Consider the following 21,643-nt stretch of genomic DNA (forward strand, 5'->3'; position numbering starts at 1 on the left):
CAGCCCGGCGGTTTTTACCCCGCACACACGCAAAAAAGCCCATCCGTCAGGATGGGCTTCTTCACTTTATTTGATGCCTGGCAGTTCCCTACTCTCGCATGGGGAGACCCCACACTACCATCGGCGCTACGGCGTTTCACTTCTGAGTTCGGCATGGGGTCAGGTGGGACCACCGCGCTACAGCCGCCAGGCAAATTCTGTTATCAGACCGCTTATGCGTTCTGATGTAATCTGTATCAAGCTGAATGTCGTCTCTTCGCCAAAACATCTTCGGCGTTGTAAGGTTAAGCCTCACGGTTCATTAGTATCGGTTAGCTCAATGTATCGCTACACTTACACACCCGACCTATCAACGTCATCGTCTTTAACGTTCCTTCAGGAGACTTAAAGTCTCAGGGAGAACTCATCTCGGGGCAAGTTTCGTGCTTAGATGCTTTCAGCACTTATCTCTTCCGCATTTAGCTACCGGGCAATGCCATTGGCATGACAACCCGAACACCAGTGATGCGTCCACTCCGGTCCTCTCGTACTAGGAGCAGCCCCCCTCAATTCTCCAGCGCCCACGGCAGATAGGGACCGAACTGTCTCACGACGTTCTAAACCCAGCTCGCGTACCACTTTAAATGGCGAACAGCCATACCCTTGGGACCTACTTCAGCCCCAGGATGTGATGAGCCGACATCGAGGTGCCAAACACCGCCGTCGATATGAACTCTTGGGCGGTATCAGCCTGTTATCCCCGGAGTACCTTTTATCCGTTGAGCGATGGCCCTTCCATTCAGAACCACCGGATCACTAAGACCTGCTTTCGCACCTGCTCGAGCCGTCACTCTCGCAGTCAAGCTAGCTTATGCCTTTGCACTAACCTCCTGATGTCCGACCAGGATTAGCTAACCTTCGTGCTCCTCCGTTACTCTTTAGGAGGAGACCGCCCCAGTCAAACTACCCACCAGACACTGTCCGCAACCCGGATTACGGGTCCACGTTAGAACACCAGCCATTAAAGGGTGGTATTTCAAGGATGGCTCCATGCAGACTGGCGTCCACACTTCAAAGCCTCCCACCTATCCTACACATCAAGGACCAGTGTTCAGTGTCAAGCTATAGTAAAGGTTCACGGGGTCTTTCCGTCTTGCCGCGGGTACACTGCATCTTCACAGCGAGTTCAATTTCACTGAGTCTCGGGTGGAGACAGCCTGGCCATCATTACGCCATTCGTGCAGGTCGGAACTTACCCGACAAGGAATTTCGCTACCTTAGGACCGTTATAGTTACGGCCGCCGTTTACCGGGGCTTCGATCAAGAGCTTCTCCTTACGGATAACCCCATCAATTAACCTTCCGGCACCGGGCAGGCGTCACACCGTATACGTCCACTTTCGTGTTTGCACAGTGCTGTGTTTTTAATAAACAGTTGCAGCCAGCTGGTATCTTCGACTGATTTCAGCTCCATGAGTAAATCACTTCACCTACATATCAGCGTGCCTTCTCCCGAAGTTACGGCACCATTTTGCCTAGTTCCTTCACCCGAGTTCTCTCAAGCGCCTTGGTATTCTCTACCTGACCACCTGTGTCGGTTTGGGGTACGATTTCGTGTTACCTGATGCTTAGAGGCTTTTCCTGGAAGCAGGGCATTTGTTACTTCAGCACCGTAGTGCCTCGTCATCACACCTCAGCGTTAAAAAGGTACCGGATTTACCTGGAACCTCCGCCTACATGCTTAAACCGGGACAACCGTCGCCCGGCTAACATAGCCTTCTCCGTCCCCCCTTCGCAGTAACACCAAGTACAGGAATATTAACCTGTTTCCCATCGACTACGCCTTTCGGCCTCGCCTTAGGGGTCGACTCACCCTGCCCCGATTAACGTTGGACAGGAACCCTTGGTCTTCCGGCGTGCGGGTTTTTCACCCGCATTATCGTTACTTATGTCAGCATTCGCACTTCTGATACCTCCAGCATACCTCACGATACACCTTCAACGGCTTACAGAACGCTCCCCTACCCAACAACACATAGTGTCGCTGCCGCAGCTTCGGTGCATGGTTTAGCCCCGTTACATCTTCCGCGCAGGCCGACTCGACCAGTGAGCTATTACGCTTTCTTTAAATGATGGCTGCTTCTAAGCCAACATCCTGGCTGTCTGTGCCTTCCCACATCGTTTCCCACTTAACCATGACTTTGGGACCTTAGCTGGCGGTCTGGGTTGTTTCCCTCTTCACGACGGACGTTAGCACCCGCCGTGTGTCTCCCGTGATAACATTCTTCGGTATTCGCAGTTTGCATCGGGTTGGTAAGTCGGGATGACCCCCTAGCCGAAACAGTGCTCTACCCCCGAAGATGAATTCACGAGGCGCTACCTAAATAGCTTTCGGGGAGAACCAGCTATCTCCCGGTTTGATTGGCCTTTCACCCCCAGCCACAAGTCATCCGCTAATTTTTCAACATTAGTCGGTTCGGTCCTCCAGTTAGTGTTACCCAACCTTCAACCTGCCCATGGCTAGATCACCGGGTTTCGGGTCTATACCCTGCAACTTAACGCCCAGTTAAGACTCGGTTTCCCTTCGGCTCCCCTATACGGTTAACCTTGCTACAGAATATAAGTCGCTGACCCATTATACAAAAGGTACGCAGTCACCCCATAAAGAGGCTCCCACTGCTTGTACGTACACGGTTTCAGGTTCTTTTTCACTCCCCTCGCCGGGGTTCTTTTCGCCTTTCCCTCACGGTACTGGTTCACTATCGGTCAGTCAGGAGTATTTAGCCTTGGAGGATGGTCCCCCCATATTCAGACAGGATACCACGTGTCCCGCCCTACTCTTCGAGTTCACAACCTGTGCATTTTGGTGTACGGGACTATCACCCTGTACCGTCGGACTTTCCAGACCGTTCCACTAACACACAAGCTGATTCAGACTCTGGGCTGCTCCCCGTTCGCTCGCCGCTACTGGGGGAATCTCGGTTGATTTCTTTTCCTCGGGGTACTTAGATGTTTCAGTTCCCCCGGTTCGCTTCATTACGCTATGTATTCACGTAATGATAGTGTGACGAATCACACTGGGTTTCCCCATTCGGAAATCGCCGGTTATAACGGTTCATATCACCTTACCGACGCTTATCGCAGATTAGCACGTCCTTCATCGCCTCTGACTGCCAGGGCATCCACCGTGTACGCTTAGTCGCTTAACCTCACAACCCGAAGATGTTTCTTTCGATTCATCATCGACTTGCAAAAATTTGAGAGACTCGAACACACCGCTTTTCATTTCTTATTACGGAGAAATGAAACAGTGTGTCGTTTCAATTTTCAGCTTGATCCAGATTTTTAAAGAGCAAATATCTCAAACGTCACCCGAAGGTAAGTTTTGAGATATTAAGGTCGGCGACTTTCACTTACACATACCAGCAAGTGGCGTCCCCTAGGGGATTCGAACCCCTGTTACCGCCGTGAAAGGGCGGTGTCCTGGGCCTCTAGACGAAGGGGACGTATAAGTCTCAATCGCAAGACGCCTTGCTATTTACTTTTCATCAGACAATCTGTGTGAGCACTACAAAGAACGTTTCTTTAAGGTAAGGAGGTGATCCAACCGCAGGTTCCCCTACGGTTACCTTGTTACGACTTCACCCCAGTCATGAATCACAAAGTGGTAAGCGCCCTCCCGAAGGTTAAGCTACCTACTTCTTTTGCAACCCACTCCCATGGTGTGACGGGCGGTGTGTACAAGGCCCGGGAACGTATTCACCGTGGCATTCTGATCCACGATTACTAGCGATTCCGACTTCATGGAGTCGAGTTGCAGACTCCAATCCGGACTACGACATACTTTATGAGGTCCGCTTGCTCTCGCGAGGTCGCTTCTCTTTGTATATGCCATTGTAGCACGTGTGTAGCCCTACTCGTAAGGGCCATGATGACTTGACGTCATCCCCACCTTCCTCCAGTTTATCACTGGCAGTCTCCTTTGAGTTCCCGGCCGGACCGCTGGCAACAAAGGATAAGGGTTGCGCTCGTTGCGGGACTTAACCCAACATTTCACAACACGAGCTGACGACAGCCATGCAGCACCTGTCTCAGAGTTCCCGAAGGCACCAAAGCATCTCTGCTAAGTTCTCTGGATGTCAAGAGTAGGTAAGGTTCTTCGCGTTGCATCGAATTAAACCACATGCTCCACCGCTTGTGCGGGCCCCCGTCAATTCATTTGAGTTTTAACCTTGCGGCCGTACTCCCCAGGCGGTCGACTTAACGCGTTAGCTCCGGAAGCCACGCCTCAAGGGCACAACCTCCAAGTCGACATCGTTTACGGCGTGGACTACCAGGGTATCTAATCCTGTTTGCTCCCCACGCTTTCGCACCTGAGCGTCAGTCTTTGTCCAGGGGGCCGCCTTCGCCACCGGTATTCCTCCAGATCTCTACGCATTTCACCGCTACACCTGGAATTCTACCCCCCTCTACAAGACTCTAGCCTGCCAGTTTCGGATGCAGTTCCCAGGTTGAGCCCGGGGATTTCACATCCGACTTGACAGACCGCCTGCGTGCGCTTTACGCCCAGTAATTCCGATTAACGCTTGCACCCTCCGTATTACCGCGGCTGCTGGCACGGAGTTAGCCGGTGCTTCTTCTGCGAGTAACGTCAATCGTTGCGGTTATTAACCACAACGCCTTCCTCCTCGCTGAAAGTACTTTACAACCCGAAGGCCTTCTTCATACACGCGGCATGGCTGCATCAGGCTTGCGCCCATTGTGCAATATTCCCCACTGCTGCCTCCCGTAGGAGTCTGGACCGTGTCTCAGTTCCAGTGTGGCTGGTCATCCTCTCAGACCAGCTAGGGATCGTCGCCTAGGTGAGCCGTTACCCCACCTACTAGCTAATCCCATCTGGGCACATCCGATGGCAAGAGGCCCGAAGGTCCCCCTCTTTGGTCTTGCGACGTTATGCGGTATTAGCTACCGTTTCCAGTAGTTATCCCCCTCCATCGGGCAGTTTCCCAGACATTACTCACCCGTCCGCCACTCGTCACCCAAGGAGCAAGCTCCTCTGTGCTACCGTTCGACTTGCATGTGTTAGGCCTGCCGCCAGCGTTCAATCTGAGCCATGATCAAACTCTTCAATTTAAGTTTGATGCTCGTGAATTAAACTTCGTAATGAATTACGTATGTTCACTCAAGAGACTTGGTATTCATTTTTCGTCTTGCGACGTTAAGAATCCGTATCTTCGAGTGCCCACACAGATTGTCTGATAAATTGTTAAAGAGCAGTGCCGCTTCGCTTTTTCTCAGCGGCGCGGGGTGTGCATATTACGCCATCCCGCTACGAAGTCAAGCATTCAATTTCGCTTTCTTCGCCGGAGTTCTCAGTGGAACCCCGCTGACCCGGCGGTTTGTAATCCGTTGTTCCGTGTCAGTGGTGGCGCATTATAGGGAGTTATTTCGGGCTGACAAGTTAAAAATATAAAAAACTTATCAAGCGATTACTTTTCAATCAATACGTCTATTTTCGCCTGAATTTTAAACAAAAACGAGCCCCGCAGGGCTCGTTTATTGTTGTTTTGTGACTTACTGCACTGCCACGATGCGATCGTCATTCACTTCCAGACGAATCGTTTTGCCCGGAATCAGTTCACCAGACAGAATTTGCTGCGCCAGCGGGTTTTCGATCTGCTGCTGGATAGCACGTTTCAATGGACGTGCGCCATACACCGGATCGTAACCATTCGCACTCAGCAGTTTAAGCGCCTCGTCAGAAATATGGATTTCATAGCCACGCTCTTCCAGACGTTTGTACAGACGCTGCAGCTGGATCTGAGCAATAGAAGCAATGTGCTGCTCACCCAACGGATGGAATACAACAACCTCATCTATACGGTTGATGAATTCCGGGCGGAAGTTATGGCTCACGACGCCCAGCACCATATCTTTCATGTGGCCGTAATCCAGCTCACCAAAGCGTTCCTGGATTAGATCAGACCCCAGGTTTGAGGTCATGATGACAACCGTATTACGGAAGTCGACCGTTCTTCCCTGTCCGTCAGTCAGACGACCATCGTCAAGCACCTGCAGCAGAATGTTGAACACATCCGGGTGCGCTTTTTCCACTTCATCCAGCAGGATGACAGAGTAAGGACGACGACGTACTGCTTCCGTCAGATACCCACCTTCTTCATAACCGACATATCCCGGAGGTGCCCCAACCAAGCGAGACACCGAGTGTTTCTCCATAAACTCGGACATATCGATACGCACCATTGCGTCGTCACTGTCGAACATAAAGTTTGCCAGCGCTTTGCACAGTTCGGTTTTACCGACCCCGGTTGGACCAAGGAACAAGAATGAACCAATCGGACGATTCGGATCGGACAAGCCCGCGCGGCTACGACGGATGGCGTTAGAAACGGCTTCCACCGCTTCGTTCTGACCAATCACACGGCTGTGCAGCTCCTGTTCCATACGCAACAGTTTTTCCCGTTCGCCTTCCAGCATGCGAGCAACCGGGATCCCGGTCCAGCGCGCCAGCACCTCAGCAATTTCTGCATCCGTGACTTTATTACGCAGCAGACGCATGGTTTTGCCTTCAGACTGGGTGGCTGCTTCCAGCTGTTTTTCCAGTTCAGGAATTTTGCCGTACTGCAGTTCAGACATCCGCGCCAGGTCGCCAACGCGGCGCGCCTGTTCGATGGCTATTTTTGCCTGCTCCAGCTCAGCCTTGATAGTTTGCGTTCCCGAGAGGGAGGCTTTTTCAGCTTTCCACTCTTCCTCTAACTCAGAATACTGGCGCTCTTTGTCGTCCAGCTCTTCGTTGAGCATATCGAGACGTTTTTTACTTGCCTCATCAGACTCTTTCATTAATGCCTGCTGTTCCAGTTTGAGCTGGATAATACGGCGGTCGAGTCTGTCGAGTTCCTCCGGCTTGGAGTCAATCTGCATACGAATGCTGGATGCCGCTTCGTCAATAAGGTCGATAGCTTTATCCGGTAACTGACGATCGGCAATATAACGATGAGACAACGTAGCTGCCGCAACAATCGCCGGGTCAGTAATCTGCACATGATGGTGCAGCTCATAACGTTCTTTCAGGCCACGCAAGATTGCGATGGTGTCTTCCACTGAAGGTTCAGCCACAAACACTTTCTGGAAACGACGTTCCAGCGCCGCATCTTTTTCGATGTACTGGCGATATTCATCAAGCGTTGTGGCACCTACGCAGTGCAGTTCCCCGCGAGCCAGCGCTGGTTTCAGCATGTTCCCGGCGTCCATCGCGCCATCGGCCTTACCCGCCCCAACCATGGTATGCAATTCGTCGATAAACAGAATGACGTTGCCTTCCTGTTTCGAGAGATCGTTCAGCACACCTTTTAAGCGCTCTTCAAACTCACCGCGATATTTGGCCCCAGCCACCAGCGCGCCCATATCCAGCGCCAGTACACGACGGCCTTTTAAGCCCTCCGGCACTTCACCATTGATGATGCGTTGGGCCAGCCCTTCAACAATGGCTGTTTTACCGACACCGGGTTCACCGATTAACACTGGGTTATTTTTAGTACGACGTTGCAGCACCTGAATGGTACGGCGAATTTCTTCATCACGGCCGATAACTGGATCGAGTTTGCCCTGTTCAGCACGTTCAGTCAGATCGACGGTATATTTTTTCAAGGCCTGACGTTGGTCTTCAGCCCCCTGGTCATTCACGCTTTCACCTCCACGCATTTGTTCAATTGCCTGAGTGATATTGGCGGTCGTCGCCCCAGCTGATTTTAATAAGTCGGTCAGCGTACCGCGTGACTCAAGCACCGCCAGAACGAACAGTTCTGACGAAATAAAGTTGTCCCCACGTTTTTGCGCCAGCTTGTCGCAAAGATTCAGTACACGCACCAGTTCCTGAGAAGGCTGCACATCACCGCCGGTACCTTCTACCTGCGGCAAACGGCTCAACGCCTGGTCAATGGTTGTACGTAACTGGCCAGCATTAATGCCAGCAGACGTTAATAAAGGACGTACCGATCCCCCTTCCTGATTCAGCAAGGCGCTCATTAGATGAAGTGGTTCGATGAATTGATTGTCGTGCCCCAATGCGAGTGACTGGGCATCGGCAAGAGCAAGCTGGAATTTATTGGTAAGACGATCCAGACGCATAACTCCTCCCATAACAGGTCAAAATTGCTACTGGAGATTAAATGAGGTCATCCCTCAATTATTCAAGGTGAATGACCTGAATTATGTGAAAAGAAAATTACACGTACCGGATCGTCTTGATTCTTTAGGTTATATCAGCCAAATAAAACTTGCCATACGACCCGTGGTATTGTCGCGACGATAAGAGAAGAACGTCTCACTTTCACTAAAGGTGCAACGGTCGCCGCCGTGGATGTTCTCCACGCCGACATTTGCCAGCCGCTGACGGGCAAGCTGGTAGATATCCGCCAGATACTTGTCGCCGCGCGGTACAAATGCGAGGTCCGCTTGCGGATCTTTCGTCATGAATGCCTCGCGAACTTCTGCTCCCACTTCAAAGGCGTTTGGGCCTATCGCCGGGCCTAGCCAGGCAATAATGTTTTCAGGTTCGTCGGCAAAACACGCCACCGTCTCTTCCAGCACGCCAGCGCATAATCCTCGCCAACCCGCATGGGCCGCAGCCACTTCCGTCCCGGCGCGATTGCAAAACAGCACCGGCAGACAATCAGCGGTCATTACCGCACACACTGTGCCCGGCGTGTTGCTATACGACGCATCTGCGCGTTTGGAGGCGTAAGGCCCGCCTGTCAGTTTCAGGACATCCTTACCGTGGACCTGCTCCAGCCAGACCGGCTTTGACGGCAGATTGCCCGCAGCAAACAGTCGTTTGCGGTTCTCTTCAACATGCTCCGGGTTATCGCCGCAATGGGCGCCCAGATTCAGCGAATCGTAAGGCGGCATACTGACTCCGCCAATACGGGTAGAACTACACGCCGCGACACCTTGAGGTATCGGCCACTGCGGAACAATTAGCTTACTCATAGCCAGGCAATATCATCCTTATGTTCTTCGAAATCAGCGCGCATCACTTCAATCAATTGCACCATATCTTGTGGGATCGGCGCATGCCATTCCATTTCGATACCGGAAATCGGGTGATACAAACGCAGCATGGTCGCATGTAGCGCCTGGCGGTCGAACTTACGCAGTACGGAGATAAATTCGTCAGAAGCGCCTTTCGGTGGACGTGGACGACCGCCGTAGACCTGATCGCCCACCAGCGGATGAGTGATATGTGCCATGTGCACGCGGATCTGGTGCGTACGTCCGGTTTCCAGACGCAACCGCAGACGCGTGTGCACACGGAAGTGTTCCATAATGCGATAGTGCGTTACCGCCGGTTTCCCCATTGGGTGTACCGCCATGTGCGTACGCTTGGTCGGGTGACGGCTAATCGGTTCCTCAACGGTTCCGCCAGCAGTCATGTGACCAATTGCTACGGCTTCGTACTCACGGGTAATTTCGCGCAGCTGCAATGACTCAACCAGACGTGTTTGTGCCGGAACCGTTTTTGCCACCACCATTAATCCGGTCGTGTCTTTATCCAGACGGTGTACGATACCGGCACGAGGAACATCCGCGATTGGCGGGTAGTAATGCAGTAACGCATTCAATACCGTACCATCAGGATTTCCGGCGCCCGGATGCACTACAAGGTCACGGGGTTTGTTGATGACAAGAATATCATCATCTTCATAAACGATATCCAGTGGGATATCCTGAGGTTCAAAACGAACCTCTTCATCAATTTCTGCATTGATGGAGACACGCTCTCCACCCAACACTTTTTCTTTCGGTTTATCGCAAAGATTGCCATTTACCAGCACGCGCTGGTCGAGGATCCATTCTTTTATGCGCGATCGCGAATAATCAGGGAACAATTCGGCCAAAGCCTGATCTAAGCGTTGACCGAGCTGATTTTCGGAGACTGTTGCGGTGAGTTCTACTCGTTGTGCCATAAACTGCTTCTTCGTTTAACGTTGGGTTTTACGGCTTTGCCGTTTAATATAGTGTGCTATTGTAGCTGGTCTTAACCGGGAGCAGGAACAGAGAATCTCCCGTATTACATTTTGAGGAAAGTCAAAACGTCATGACGCGCATGAAATATCTGGTGGCAGCAGCCACGTTGAGCCTGTTTTTGGCGGGTTGCTCTGGTTCAAAGGAAGAGGTGCCCGATAATCCGCCAAATGAAATCTACGCGACTGCTCAGCAAAAGCTGCAGGACGGTAACTGGAAACAGGCAATAACGCAATTGGAAGCGTTGGATAACCGTTATCCATTTGGACCGTATTCTCAGCAGGTGCAATTAGATCTCATCTACGCCTACTACAAAAACGCCGATCTGCCACTTGCTCAGGCTGCTATCGATCGTTTTATCCGTCTTAACCCGACACACCCTAACATTGATTATGTCATGTATATGCGTGGCCTGACCAATATGGCGTTGGATGATAGCGCACTGCAAGGATTCTTTGGTGTTGATCGCAGCGATCGCGATCCCCAACACGCCCGAGCTGCGTTTAATGACTTTTCCAAACTGGTACGTGGCTATCCGAACAGCCAGTACACCACTGATGCCACCAAACGTCTGGTGTTCCTGAAAGATCGTCTGGCGAAGTATGAATATTCTGTTGCGGAATACTACACTGCCCGCGGTGCATGGGTTGCCGTGGTAAACCGTGTGGAAGGCATGCTGCGCGACTACCCTGATACTCAGGCAACACGTGATGCTCTGCCGTTAATGGAAAAAGCTTATCGCCAGATGCAGATGAATGCGCAGGCAGAAAAAGTAGCGAAAATCATTGCCGCTAACAGCAGCAATACCTGATTTGCCTCAGAATGCAAAACGGCAGCCCAAGGGCTGCCGTTTTTTTATCCGTTAACGCTACAACTGAAGCGGTTTAGCTCCGACACATCCCATCAAATATGGCCTGCTTTCAGGTATTCCTCAAGTAAAAAATCGCCTGTTCCTGCGGTGCCTCACAAAAAGGTTTTCTTGACAAAAAGCGACAAAAAAATGTGATTTACATCACGCATTTTGACATTGGGAACGGTATGCTGGAATCACCAAGACGGGAAAGACAAGAGGTAAAATTTATGACAATGAACATTACCAGTAAACAAATGGAAATTACTCCGGCAATTCGCCAGCATGTCGCAGACCGTCTCGCCAAACTTGAAAAATGGCAAACTCATCTGATTAATCCACATATCATTCTGTCTAAGGAGCCACAGGGTTTCATTGCTGATGCCACCATCAATACACCGAACGGACATCTGGTCGCCAGCGCAAAACACGAGGATATGTACACCGCAATTAACGATTTGATCAACAAGCTGGAACGGCAGCTCAATAAAGTGCAGCACAAAGGCGAAGCCCGTCGTGCAACAACTTCAGTCAAAGACGCCAACTTCGTCGAAGCAGAAGAAGAGTAGTCCCTTACATTGAGTGTATCGCCAACGCGCCTTCGGGCGCGTTTTTTGTTGACAGGGTGAAAACAGTACGGGTACTTTACTGACGTAGCCAAAGGAAAATTACATGAAACTTGTTCCGTTCTTCTTCGCATTCTTTTTTACCTTCCCCTGAATGGGAGGCGTTTCGTCGTGTGATAAAGAATGCGAAGACGAACAATAAGGCCTCCCACAACGGGGGGCCTTTTTTATTGATAACAAGAAAGGCAACACTATGACATCGGAAAACCCATTGCTGGCGCTGCGCGATAAGATCAGCACGCTGGATGAAAAATTACTGGCCCTGCTGGCTGAGCGACGTGGACTGGCCGTAGAAGTTGGTAAAGCCAAACTGCTTTCACATCGTCCGGTACGAGATATCGACCGTGAACGTGACCTGTTGGACCGTCTGATTCAGTTGGGCAAAGCACATCATCTCGATGCTCACTACATTACCCGCCTGTTCCAGCTCATAATCGAAGACTCCGTCCTGACTCAACAGGCTCTGCTCCAGCAACACCTGAACAAAATTAACCCACACTCCGCGCGCGTGGCCTTCCTGGGGCCAAAAGGATCATATTCCCATCTGGCAGCACGTCAGTACGCCGCCCGCCATTTTGAACAATTTATTGAAAGCGGCTGCGCAAAATTTGCCGATATCTTTAATCAGGTCGAAACCGGACAGGCTGACTATGCTGTGGTTCCGATTGAAAACACCAGCTCCGGTGGGATTAACGACGTTTACGACCTGCTGCAGCACACCAGCCTGTCTATTGTTGGCGAGATGACCATTACGATAGACCACTGTGTACTGGTGTCCGGCACTACGGATCTTGAGACCATTGAAACGGTATACAGCCATCCGCAGCCGTTCCAGCAGTGCAGCAAGTTCCTGAATCGCTACCCGCACTGGAAGATTGAGTACACTGAAAGCACCTCTGCGGCAATGGAAAAAGTTGCGCAGGCTAACTCACCGCATGTGGCGGCCCTGGGGAGCGAAGCCGGAGGCGTACTGTATGGTTTGCAGGTTCTCGAGCATATTGAGGCTAACCAGTCGCAAAACATCACCCGCTTCGTGGTGCTGGCACGTAAAGCAATCAATGTATCCGACCAGGTTCCGGCAAAAACCACGTTGCTGATGGCAACAGGACAACAGGCCGGTGCGCTGGTAGAAGCATTGCTGGTGCTGCGTAAACATAATCTGATTATGACTAAACTGGAGTCACGCCCGATTCACGGCAATCCGTGGGAAGAGATGTTTTATCTTGATATCCAGGCCAACCTGGAATCGCCCCAAATGCAAAAAGCATTGAAAGAGCTGGGTGAGATTACACGTTCGATGAAAGTACTGGGATGCTATCCGAGTGAGAACGTGGTGCCGGTCGATCCGAGCTAACGTTTGACAATGCCGGATGGCACTACGCTTATCCGGCCTACAATTCATGCGATTTTTGTAGGCCGGATAAGTCGAAGCCGCCATTCTGCGTCTTAATTAAGGACGGCTGTCATTCGCCTGGCGTAACAAAGTACGGCTTTCACTCTGGAAGCGTTTCGCATAATCGCCAAACCAATGCTCCACCTTACGGAAACTGTCGATAAACGCTTGCTTATCGCCCTGCTCCAGTAAACCGATCGCCTCACCAAAACGTTGGTAGTAGCGTTTGATCAGCGCAAGGTTGCTCTCAGACGACATAATAATATCGGCATAGAGCTGCGGATCCTGGGCAAACAGACGGCCAACCATCGCCAGTTCAAGACGGTAAATCGGCGAAGAGAGCGCCAGCAGCTGCTCCAGTTGAACATTCTCTTCCGCTAAATGCAGACCGTAAGCAAAGGTCGCAAAGTGACGCAATGCCTGAATAAACGCCATGTTCTGATCGTGTTCAACGGCGCTGATCCGATGTAGTCGTGCACCCCATACCTGAATCTGTTCCAGAAACCACTGATAGGCTTCCGGCTGACGTCCATCACACCAGACGACGACCTGCTTTGCCAGGCTGCCACTGTCCGGACCAAACATTGGGTGTAACCCCACCACCGGGCCATCATGTGCAGCCAGCATCGCCTGCAAAGGACCATTTTTCACTGAAGCCAGATCCACCAGGATGCAGTCAGACGGCAGACGCGGTAGTTTGGCGATCACCTGCTCGGTGATGTGGATCGGCACACTGACGATCACCATCCCAGCATCAGAGACGATCTCCGGCGCGCGATCCCAATCCTGCTGTTCCAAGATCCGCACCTGGTAACCTGACAGGGTGAGCATTTTTTCAAACAGACGCCCCATCTGACCGCCGCCACCGACGATCACTACCGGCCGCAGAGAAGGACAAAGCGTTTTAAACCCTTTGTCGTTCTCACTGGAATAGGACTCACGCATAACGCGGCGTAGCACATCTTCAATCAGGTCCGGCGGCACGCCAAGGGCTTCCGCTTCTGCCCGGCGAGAGGCAAGCATAGAGGCTTCCCGTTCCGGCACGTAAATCGGCAACCCAAAACGGCTTTTTACTTCACCAACTTCGGCAACCAGCTCCAGGCGGCGTGCCAGTAAATCCAGCAGCGCCTTGTCGACTTCATCAATTTGATCGCGTAATGCGGTCAATTCAGCAACCATAACCAACCTCTTATGCTACACGCGCCGACAGCTGACCGTTTAAATCTTGACTAATTTCACGCAGCAGCGCATCCGTCATTTCCCAGCTAATGCAGGCATCGGTTACGGACACGCCGTATTTCATTTCGCTGCGCGGCTGTTCAGAAGACTGGTTGCCTTCGTGAATATTACTTTCAATCATCAAACCAATGATCGAGCGATTGCCATCTTTGATTTGTGCAATTACGGATTCAGCCACGGCAGGCTGACGGCGGTAATCTTTATTGGAATTACCATGACTGCAATCTACCATCAGAGAAGGTCGTAGTCCCGCCTGCTCCATCTCTTTTTCGCACTGGGCGACATCTGCCGGGCTGTAGTTCGGCGCTTTACCCCCGCGCAGGATCACGTGGCCGTCCGGATTCCCCTGAGTTTGCAACAGCGCAACCTGTCCGGCCTGATTAATACCAACAAAGCGGTGCGACTGCGCAGCCGCACGCATGGCGTTAATGGCGGTCGCCAGGCTACCGTCAGTACCATTCTTAAAGCCAACCGGCATCGAAAGACCGGAAGCCATTTCGCGGTGTGTCTGCGATTCCGTGGTACGGGCTCCGATTGCGGACCAGCTAAACAGATCGCCCAGGTATTGCGGGCTATTTGGATCCAGCGCTTCAGTTGCCAGCGGCAGTCCCATATTTACCAGTTCAAGCAGCAGCTGGCGCGCAATTTTCAGACCTGCTTCAACATCAAAAGAGCCATCCATATGAGGATCGTTAATTAACCCTTTCCAGCCAACGGTGGTACGGGGTTTTTCAAAATAGACGCGCATCACCAGGTAGAGGCTATCGCTGACCTCTGCGGCAAGGGCTTTAAATCGACGAGCATACTCAATAGCCATTTCAGGATCGTGAATGGAGCATGGGCCACATACGACCAGCAGGCGCGGATCGCGACCGGAGATAATATCTGAGATGGTTTTACGCGACTGGGCGATTTGCGCCTCTTGCTCCTGGCTCAGCGGAAATTCAGCTTTCAGCTGCTCCGGGGTCATCAGAACCTGTTCGTCGGTAATATGTACGTTGTTCAGCGCGTCTTTTTGCATGATGGTGATCCTGTTTAGCTCGTTTGCGATAGTTGATCCTCAGCGAGGAGGAAATAACGATACCACAACAGGTAAAGATTTCAATCCACAATCCGTAAATTTTAATTTACACGGCGTTATTTTAAGGCAAAAACAGCCCTTATAAACGTACACTTATATTTACATCACGAATTTTAAGATCCGCTATGCTTAAAAAAACAAGGGAGCACAGGCAATGAAGCAACTCATCAGCATCTTATTTCTATTCCTTCTTAGCGGATGTCAGATAGATCCCTATACCCATGCCCCCACCTGGACTGGTACTGACTGGTATGACGCCGGGATACAAGATTCCATTTCGGGCTATGCCGTTAAAGATAATGAAACTCTTGCCGACAACTTCAATGATCCCGAAGTCGATCGTACGAAATATCTTAAGGGTTACGCCGAAGGACAACGCAAAATCTGCCAGCAAGATTTTGTTTACGCCAGAGGTCTGGCCGGGAAAACCTTTCCTGCAAGTTGTGATACGGTCGAAAATATTGACCAGTTACACGATGCCTGGAAAAAAGGAGCAAACGAAGGTACTGCCTCAATAAGATTAAACTAAACAATGGCTTAAATTTTACAGCCAACTAGGATTTAACTTAAATCGCCATCAGCTTTACCCCTGGAATAATGACGACTTAGGAAAATAATGTTATTTTGTCTTAAACAATCTTGAATGTATTTCGACGCTTTACGGCAAACGCTGGTAGGTAACTATTCATGAGCTATTCTTACCGACTCATACTTCTACTGGCACTGCTCCTGACCGGGTTACCGCTGTACGCCCAAAGCGTTACAGAAGAAGCAAAATCTGTACGTGCTATGGTTTCCGGCATCGTCAGTTATACACGCTGGCCAGCACTTTCCGGGCCACCCAAACTGTGTATTTTCTCTTCATCGCGTTTTTCCAGTGTTCTGGAAGATACCAGTACTGGGGCATTACCCTATCTTCCCGTCATCATTCGTACGGAACAAGAAATATTAGTTTCGCAATGTGACGGTTTTTATTTTGGAAAAGAATCACCTACTTATCAGGTGGAATTAAAGAATAAATATCCGACTAAGGCATTGCTATTAATTGCAGAACAAAATCCCGAATGCGTTATTGGCAGCGCCTTTTGCCTCATAATTAAAGATGAAGATGTGAGATTTTCCGTAAATATGGATTCCCTTTCACGCAGCGGCGTAAGGGTAAGTCCTGACGTATTGATGCTTGCACGGAATAATAAGCATGGATAAGGGCCATTCTCCTGTAACACGCCCAACGTTTAAACGGACATTACGGCGTATCAGCATAATCAGCGTCCTGGTGACGATGACGTTGATCTGGCTGCTGCTCAGCATTTCTTCCGTGCTGGCCTTAAGACAGTATGCGCAAAAGAATCTGGATCTGACTGCCGCTACCATGACCCGCACGCTTGAAGCTGCATTAGTCTTTTCTGATAGTGTTGCAGCAACTGAAATGAATCGCCACGGATAATCTAGACACTTCCGAGCCGTTGATAATACTGGTTTTCATATTCTGTCGGTGACATCTGATCGCTGGAACCATGCCGACGCTTACTGTTATAAAACATTTCGATGTAATCAAAAATATCGCTGCGGGCTTCCTCCCGCGTTCCGTAGATCTTTTTCTTTATCCGTTCGCGTTTCAACAACTGGAAAAAGCTTTCTGCAACCGCATTATCGTGGCAGTTACCGCGACGGCTCATGCTGCCCTCCAGTCCGTGTGATTTCAGGAACGACTGCCACTCATGGCTTGTGTACTGACTGCCCTGATCCGAATGAACCAGCACCTGTTTTTGGGGATTACGCCGCCATACAGCCATCAGCAGTGCGTTCAGGACAATGTCCTTTGTCATCCGGGATTGCATGGACCAGCCGATAATTTTGCGTGAGAACAGATCAACAACCACAGCAAGATACAGCCAGCCTTCGTGGGTCCTGATATAGGTTATGTCGGTTACCCAACGCTCATCCGGAGCATCCGGATTGAACTGTCGCTGGAGCCTGTTGGGCGACACGATACTGGCCTCGCCTTTACGTGCCCACGGGCTCCGGTATCCGACCTGAGCCTTTATCCCGACACGTTTCATCAGTCGCCAGACTCTGTTGACTCCGCACTGTTGCCCGCTGTCCCGCAGATCCAGATGGATCTTGCGATAACCATAGACGCATCCCGATTCCAGCCAGAACTGTTTAATCTGTCCTGTCAGTCTCAGGTCTGCCCGATGGCGTTGTGAATGCGGCTGCTGAAGCCATGCGTAAAAGCCACTGGGATGAACATCCAGCACCCGACAGAGCAGGCGAACAGGCCAGCAACGGGCGTTGTCACGGATAAAGGCGTACCTCAGTCGGACAGTTTTGCGAAGTACGCCGCGGCTTTTTTTAATATGTCCCGTTCGTCAGTAACCCGCTTCAGCTCTTTCTGGAGACGGCGGATCTCGGTCTGAGCATCTGACTGTTCTTTATGAGTGGAGGAATCCGGCCCGTACTTCTTTATCCAGGCGTAAAGGCTGTGGGTGGTGATATCGAGACGTGTTGCAACGCTGGAAACAGAATAACCACGATCAACAACCTGTTTGACTGCTTCAATTTTAAACTCTTCGGGATAACGCTTACCGCTCATGGGCACCTCTCTTTAAGCCATCTTAAATGACTCTGAGGTGTCTGTTAAACCCGTGTCGATTCAAAACACTGGCGGCACTGGGCCAGCAAGGGCAATTTTCCGTTGCGGAAGTTCGTAATAAACACCAGAAGGTGATCGCCACCTGGCGCTATAACGCGCAAGACACCACGGAGAAGATCAGCGGACTGATCAGCCACTGGCTGTTCCCACAACCGGTCACTCAGCCTATTTTGCATAATGGCAACGTCATAGGCGAAGTACGATTGACTGCACGCGATAGCGTTATCAGCCGTTTCATCTATTTGTCGCTGGCCGTTCTTACCGGGTGCATTTTGTTGGCATCAGGCATAGCATTAATGCTCACCCGCTATTTACACAATGGCGTCGTGGAAGCCCTGCAAAATATAACCGAGGTGGTACATGATGTACGTACCAACCGTAACTTTTCGCGACGCGTTTCCGAGGAACGCATTGAAGAGTTTCATCTTTTTGCCCAAGACTTTAATAGTCTGCTGGACGAGATGGAGGAGTGGCAACTTCGGCTGCAGGCAAAGAACGCTCAACTTTTGCGTACCGCGCTACATGATCCTCTGACGGGCCTGGCAAATCGCGCCGCTTTTCGTAGCAGTATTAACGCGCTGATGAATGACGATGCCGCCCACAGCAGCTCCGCTTTGTTATTCCTTGATGGTGATAATTTTAAATTTATCAATGATACCTGGGGCCACGCTGCGGGGGATCGGGTTCTGATTGAAGTCGCTAAAAGGCTGTCCGAATTTGGCGGTAATCGACATTCGCCATACAGACTTGGCGGCGACGAGTTCGCGATGGTGCTGTATAGCGTTCATTCTGAATATGAGGTTCAGCGAATCTGCGCGGCACTGTCACAAGAGTTTAACCGACCTTTTGACCTACATAATGGTCATCTGGCAAGCATGACACTCAGCATTGGGTTTGCGCTGACGTGGGAACATGCCTCTGCCGAGAAATTACAAGAACTTGCCGATCAAAATATGTATCAGGCCAAAAATTTGCGTTCTGAACGCACTATTATTAAATAAGGAATTACACACATGCTAAAACGTTTATTATCCCCGTTTCTTCTGCTTTTACTGATTCTGGCAGGCTGTCAGGCACCTCAGGGAAAATTTACCCCAGAGCAAATTGCAGCCATGAAATCGTACGGATTTACCGAAGCTTCCGGAGACTGGTCTCTGGGCCTGTCTGATAACATCCTGTTTGACAAAAATGACTATAAACTCCGTCCTGAAAGTGAAAAACAGATCAAGGAAATGGCATCCAAACTGGCAGCTACCGGGCTAAATCATGCTCGCCTGGATGGTCATACTGATAACTACGGTGAAGACAGCTATAACGAAGCTCTGTCGCTCAAACGCGCGAATGTGGTTGCCGATGCCTGGGCGCAGGGCGCCAACATTCCCCGCACCAACCTGACGACTCAGGGACTCGGGAAGAAATATCCCATTGCCAGCAACCAGACATCAAAAGGTCGTGCTGAAAACCGCCGCGTTGCCGTCGTGATCGCTACACCATAATCACTCTCCTACTGGCTGCGCGCCGCGCAGTCATTCCATTGCCATAAAGAACAACAGAGCAAACGTCGGGATAAAAAAAGGGCCAGCCTTTCGGCCAGCCCTTTTCTAACAGGATGTCGCTTGCGCGAATCTTAGTTAAGACGCTCTTTGATACGAGCAGACTTACCAGTGCGCTCACGCAGGTAGTACAGTTTAGCTTTACGAACAGCACCACGACGTTTAACAGCAATGCTGTCAACTACCGGAGAGTGAGTCTGGAAGACACGCTCAACGCCTTCGCCGTTGGAAATTTTACGAACAGTGAATGCAGAGTGCAGACCGCGGTTACGAATAGCGATAACCACGCCCTCGAATGCCTGCAGACGTTTTTTGGAACCTTCAACAACCCATACTTTCACTTCCACGGTATCACCCGGACGGAAGGAAGGTACGTCCTGCTTCATCTGTTCTTGTTCAAGTTGCTTAATAATGTTGCTCATAATTTAATCTCTTATCCTGGGTAAACTGATATTGGGGGCTTACGCCTGCCCATCATGTTTATGTTGCTGTTGTGCGTGTTCCTTTTTGAACTCCGCCAGCAACCTTGCTTGCTCTTCAGTCAGAGCCAGGTTTTCCAGAAGTTCAGGTCTTCTAAGCCAGGTCCGGCCCAGCGACTGTTTCAAACGCCAGCGACGTATCTCAGCGTGGTTTCCTGACAGTAACACTGCCGGTACTTCCATCTGCTCTAACACTTCAGGTCGGGTATAGTGCGGGCAATCCAGCAATCCATCAGCAAACGAATCTTCGATTGCTGAAGCTTCATGACCCAGAACTCCCGGAATAAACCGGGAAACGGAGTCGATCAGCGTCATTGCCGGTAACTCACCACCGCTGAGTACGTAATCGCCGATTGACCATTCTTCGTCAATTTCGGTTTGAATCACGCGCTCATCTATTCCTTCATAGCGACCACATACCAGAATCAGCTTTTGATTCGTGGCCAGTTCGCTAACGCCCGCTTGATCAAGCTTGCGTCCCTGAGGTGACAAATAAATCACCTTTGCGCCTTCACCAGCCGCAGCTTTTGCTGCATGAATGGCGTCCCGTAAAGGTTGCACCATCATTAACATCCCCGGTCCGCCGCCGTACGGACGATCGTCCACGGTACGGTGCCGGTCATGAGTAAAGTCACGAGGACTCCAACTCTGGATGTTCAGCAGGCCATTTTTTACTGCCCGGCCAGTTACCCCGTAATCGGTAATTGCGCGGAACATTTCTGGAAACAGGCTAACGATACCTATAAACACAAGCCAATCCCCATAACGCCGACTTTTACCGTTTATCCGGTGGTTTAAAAACCAGGATCCCAATCTACTTCGATAGTACGAGTAGCGAGATCGACTTTCTTGATAACCTGCCCATCGAGGAACGGCACAAGACGTTCCTTGATACCAAACGCATCTTTCAGGTTTGCCTTGATGACGATGACGTCATTCGAACCGGTTTCCATCATATCGACGACTTTACCGAGATCGTAGCCTTCAGTGGTCACTACCTGGCAGCCCATAAGGTCTTTCCAGTAGTAGGAACCATCTTCCAGCGCTGGCAACTGCGAGGAATCCACGACAATTTCGCAATTAGTCAGTAGATTCGCCGAATCACGATCGTCAACGCCTTTCAGCTTGATGATCAGATCCTGATTGTGGTGCTTCCAGCTTTCCAGCTGTACTTGCTGCCACTGACCCGCCTTCTGGATAAACCAGGGCTGATAGTCAAAAATGCTTTCGGCGTCTTCAGTGGAAGAAAACACTCTGAGCCAACCACGGATACCGTAAGAAGACCCCATTTTCCCCAAAACGATGGGTTCTACAGGAGCCTGTGCGGCGAGTTGCTTGCTCATCATGACCACCGTGACAGATTAAGCTGCTTTGTTTGCTGCTTTGATCAGCGTAGCTACGCGATCAGAAATAGTCGCGCCCTGGCCAACCCAGTGAGCGATGCGATCCAGATCCAGGCGAGTGCCTTCTTCTTTTTCGCTAGCGATTGGGTTAAAGAAGCCAACGCGCTCGATGAAGCGACCGTTGCGTGCATTACGGCTGTCGGTAACAACAACCTGGTAGAACGGACGCTTTTTAGCGCCGTGACGAGCTAAACGAATAGTAACCATAACATCCTCTTGTGTGAATAAAACACCCAGGCCCCATCGAGGAACGGAGCCCGGGTGTCATATTAAAAGCCCGAAAATTTTACTGATTTCTGGGGAAAATGCAATCAGCAGTTGATAACTCTGCTATAAAAGGC

The 21,643-nt window shown here is 50.7% G+C and carries 17 protein-coding genes, 1 tRNA gene, 3 rRNA genes, 2 pseudogenes and 1 other annotated feature; of the genes and pseudogenes, 9 read left to right on the forward strand and 14 right to left on the reverse strand.

Features of this window, described 5'->3' with window-relative positions:
- Positions 1–75 precede the first annotated feature (75 nt).
- The 7 genes from rrf to rluD form a co-directional block, all read right to left on the reverse strand.
- A 5S ribosomal RNA gene (gene rrf, locus C2U41_RS15715) occupies positions 76–191 on the reverse strand.
- 89 nt (positions 192–280) lie between these two features.
- Positions 281–3,187 (reverse strand): 23S ribosomal RNA (locus tag C2U41_RS15720).
- Between the two features lie 221 nt (positions 3,188–3,408).
- Positions 3,409–3,484, reverse strand: a tRNA-Glu gene (locus C2U41_RS15725).
- An 85-nt stretch (positions 3,485–3,569) separates the two neighbouring features.
- Positions 3,570–5,111: ribosomal RNA gene (locus C2U41_RS15730) — 16S ribosomal RNA — on the reverse strand.
- The 16S, 23S and 5S rRNA genes sit together here with 1 tRNA gene alongside, the layout of an rRNA operon.
- Positions 5,112–5,552: 441 nt before the next feature.
- Entirely contained in the window at positions 5,553–8,126 is a 2,574-nt protein-coding gene (gene clpB / locus C2U41_RS15740) for an ATP-dependent chaperone ClpB (protein ID WP_003845841.1), read from the reverse strand.
- Between the two features lie 129 nt (positions 8,127–8,255).
- Positions 8,256–8,987, reverse strand: a complete 732-nt coding sequence (gene yfiH, locus C2U41_RS15745) for a purine nucleoside phosphorylase YfiH (RefSeq protein WP_003845843.1) — start codon at positions 8,985–8,987, stop codon at positions 8,256–8,258.
- A complete protein-coding gene (rluD, locus tag C2U41_RS15750) occupies positions 8,984–9,964 on the reverse strand; it encodes a 23S rRNA pseudouridine(1911/1915/1917) synthase RluD (protein ID WP_003031246.1) in 981 nt (326 codons plus the stop codon). Before rluD ends, yfiH begins: the two co-directional genes overlap by 4 nt.
- Before the next feature lie 131 nt (positions 9,965–10,095).
- Between rluD and bamD the strand changes: the two genes are divergently transcribed.
- From bamD to pheA, 4 genes are all read left to right on the forward strand, one after another.
- Positions 10,096–10,833, forward strand: a complete 738-nt coding sequence (bamD, locus tag C2U41_RS15755) for an outer membrane protein assembly factor BamD (protein ID WP_003031245.1) — start codon at positions 10,096–10,098, stop codon at positions 10,831–10,833.
- Between the two features lie 269 nt (positions 10,834–11,102).
- The gene (gene raiA, locus C2U41_RS15760) at positions 11,103–11,441 is read left to right on the forward strand and encodes a ribosome-associated translation inhibitor RaiA (RefSeq protein WP_003031244.1); all 339 of its coding nucleotides are present in this window, start codon (positions 11,103–11,105) and stop codon (positions 11,439–11,441) included.
- 102 nt (positions 11,442–11,543) lie between these two features.
- Positions 11,544–11,669, forward strand: a sequence feature (Phe leader region).
- On the forward strand, positions 11,545–11,592 hold the full coding sequence (pheL, locus tag C2U41_RS15765; protein WP_100250063.1) for a pheA operon leader peptide PheL: 48 nt from the start codon (positions 11,545–11,547) through the stop codon (positions 11,590–11,592). It overlaps the preceding feature by 48 nt.
- 22 nt (positions 11,670–11,691) lie before the next feature.
- On the forward strand, positions 11,692–12,852 hold the full coding sequence (gene pheA / locus C2U41_RS15770; protein ID WP_003845846.1) for a bifunctional chorismate mutase/prephenate dehydratase: 1,161 nt from the start codon (positions 11,692–11,694) through the stop codon (positions 12,850–12,852).
- Positions 12,853–12,948: 96 nt separating this feature from the next.
- On the opposite strand, the gene tyrA is transcribed toward pheA, so the two are convergent.
- The gene (gene tyrA, locus C2U41_RS15775; RefSeq protein ID WP_003031242.1) at positions 12,949–14,070 is read right to left on the reverse strand and encodes a bifunctional chorismate mutase/prephenate dehydrogenase; all 1,122 of its coding nucleotides are present in this window, start codon (positions 14,068–14,070) and stop codon (positions 12,949–12,951) included.
- A 10-nt stretch (positions 14,071–14,080) separates the two neighbouring features.
- The gene (gene aroF, locus C2U41_RS15780; protein ID WP_003031241.1) at positions 14,081–15,151 is read right to left on the reverse strand and encodes a 3-deoxy-7-phosphoheptulonate synthase AroF; all 1,071 of its coding nucleotides are present in this window, start codon (positions 15,149–15,151) and stop codon (positions 14,081–14,083) included.
- Positions 15,152–15,365: 214 nt separating this feature from the next.
- Here aroF and C2U41_RS15785 point away from each other — a divergent pair, with 214 nt between their 5' ends.
- From C2U41_RS15785 to C2U41_RS15795, 3 genes and pseudogenes are all read left to right on the forward strand, one after another.
- Complete coding sequence (locus C2U41_RS15785; RefSeq protein WP_103849241.1) at positions 15,366–15,740, forward strand: DUF2799 domain-containing protein; 375 nt, start codon at positions 15,366–15,368, stop codon at positions 15,738–15,740.
- A gap of 158 nt (positions 15,741–15,898) precedes the next feature.
- Positions 15,899–16,417, forward strand: a complete 519-nt coding sequence (locus tag C2U41_RS15790) for a YfiR family protein (protein ID WP_003839843.1) — start codon at positions 15,899–15,901, stop codon at positions 16,415–16,417.
- Positions 16,410–16,640, forward strand: a pseudogene (locus tag C2U41_RS15795) (CHASE sensor domain-containing protein); the annotation flags it as partial. The gene C2U41_RS15790 and the pseudogene C2U41_RS15795, both read left to right, overlap by 8 nt.
- A gap of 19 nt (positions 16,641–16,659) precedes the next feature.
- On the opposite strand, the gene C2U41_RS15800 reads toward C2U41_RS15795, so the two are convergent.
- A protein-coding gene (locus tag C2U41_RS15800) for an IS3 family transposase (protein ID WP_103849485.1) occupies positions 16,660–17,807 on the reverse strand; the annotation gives its coding sequence in 2 pieces (ribosomal slippage) (positions 16,660–17,570 and positions 17,570–17,807; 1,149 coding nt in all).
- 62 nt (positions 17,808–17,869) lie between these two features.
- Between C2U41_RS15800 and dgcN the strand changes: the two are divergent.
- Positions 17,870–18,868, forward strand: a pseudogene (gene dgcN / locus C2U41_RS15805) (diguanylate cyclase DgcN); the annotation flags it as partial.
- 12 nt (positions 18,869–18,880) lie between these two features.
- Complete coding sequence (locus C2U41_RS15810) at positions 18,881–19,363, forward strand: OmpA family protein (protein ID WP_032937964.1); 483 nt, start codon at positions 18,881–18,883, stop codon at positions 19,361–19,363.
- Between the two features lie 131 nt (positions 19,364–19,494).
- Here C2U41_RS15810 and rplS read toward each other — a convergent pair whose 3' ends face one another.
- From rplS to rpsP, 4 genes are read right to left on the reverse strand one after another with little or no spacing between them, the layout of a single operon-like run.
- A complete protein-coding gene (rplS, locus tag C2U41_RS15815) occupies positions 19,495–19,842 on the reverse strand; it encodes a 50S ribosomal protein L19 (protein ID WP_002914145.1) in 348 nt (115 codons plus the stop codon).
- A 39-nt stretch (positions 19,843–19,881) separates the two neighbouring features.
- Positions 19,882–20,649 (reverse strand): tRNA (guanosine(37)-N1)-methyltransferase TrmD, encoded by a 768-nt coding sequence (gene trmD / locus C2U41_RS15820; protein WP_003031232.1) that lies wholly within the window; start codon positions 20,647–20,649, stop codon positions 19,882–19,884.
- Positions 20,650–20,693: 44 nt separating this feature from the next.
- Entirely contained in the window at positions 20,694–21,242 is a 549-nt protein-coding gene (gene rimM / locus C2U41_RS15825; protein ID WP_003031230.1) for a ribosome maturation factor RimM, read from the reverse strand.
- A gap of 18 nt (positions 21,243–21,260) precedes the next feature.
- Positions 21,261–21,509: a 30S ribosomal protein S16 gene (gene rpsP / locus C2U41_RS15830; RefSeq protein WP_003031228.1), complete on the reverse strand. Its 249-nt coding sequence runs from the start codon at positions 21,507–21,509 to the stop codon at positions 21,261–21,263.
- Positions 21,510–21,643 lie beyond the last annotated feature (134 nt).

This window comes from Citrobacter freundii complex sp. CFNIH4, assembly GCF_002934505.1.
In the GTDB taxonomy this organism is placed as follows: Bacteria; Pseudomonadota; Gammaproteobacteria; order Enterobacterales; family Enterobacteriaceae; genus Citrobacter; species Citrobacter freundii.

Coding starts and splice junctions, on each gene's coding strand:
- clpB (WP_003845841.1), bottom strand. CDS start 8,126: ATGCGTCTGGATCGTCTTACCAATAAATTCCAGCTTGCTCTTGCCGAT.
- yfiH (WP_003845843.1), bottom strand. CDS start 8,987: ATGAGTAAGCTAATTGTTCCGCAGTGGCCGATACCTCAAGGTGTCGCG.
- rluD (WP_003031246.1), bottom strand. CDS start 9,964: ATGGCACAACGAGTAGAACTCACCGCAACAGTCTCCGAAAATCAGCTC.
- bamD (WP_003031245.1), top strand. CDS start 10,096: ATGACGCGCATGAAATATCTGGTGGCAGCAGCCACGTTGAGCCTGTTT.
- raiA (WP_003031244.1), top strand. CDS start 11,103: ATGACAATGAACATTACCAGTAAACAAATGGAAATTACTCCGGCAATT.
- pheA (WP_003845846.1), top strand. CDS start 11,692: ATGACATCGGAAAACCCATTGCTGGCGCTGCGCGATAAGATCAGCACG.
- tyrA (WP_003031242.1), bottom strand. CDS start 14,070: ATGGTTGCTGAATTGACCGCATTACGCGATCAAATTGATGAAGTCGAC.
- aroF (WP_003031241.1), bottom strand. CDS start 15,151: ATGCAAAAAGACGCGCTGAACAACGTACATATTACCGACGAACAGGTT.
- C2U41_RS15785 (WP_103849241.1), top strand. CDS start 15,366: ATGAAGCAACTCATCAGCATCTTATTTCTATTCCTTCTTAGCGGATGT.
- C2U41_RS15790 (WP_003839843.1), top strand. CDS start 15,899: ATGAGCTATTCTTACCGACTCATACTTCTACTGGCACTGCTCCTGACC.
- C2U41_RS15810 (WP_032937964.1), top strand. CDS start 18,881: ATGCTAAAACGTTTATTATCCCCGTTTCTTCTGCTTTTACTGATTCTG.
- rplS (WP_002914145.1), bottom strand. CDS start 19,842: ATGAGCAACATTATTAAGCAACTTGAACAAGAACAGATGAAGCAGGAC.
- rimM (WP_003031230.1), bottom strand. CDS start 21,242: ATGAGCAAGCAACTCGCCGCACAGGCTCCTGTAGAACCCATCGTTTTG.
- rpsP (WP_003031228.1), bottom strand. CDS start 21,509: ATGGTTACTATTCGTTTAGCTCGTCACGGCGCTAAAAAGCGTCCGTTC.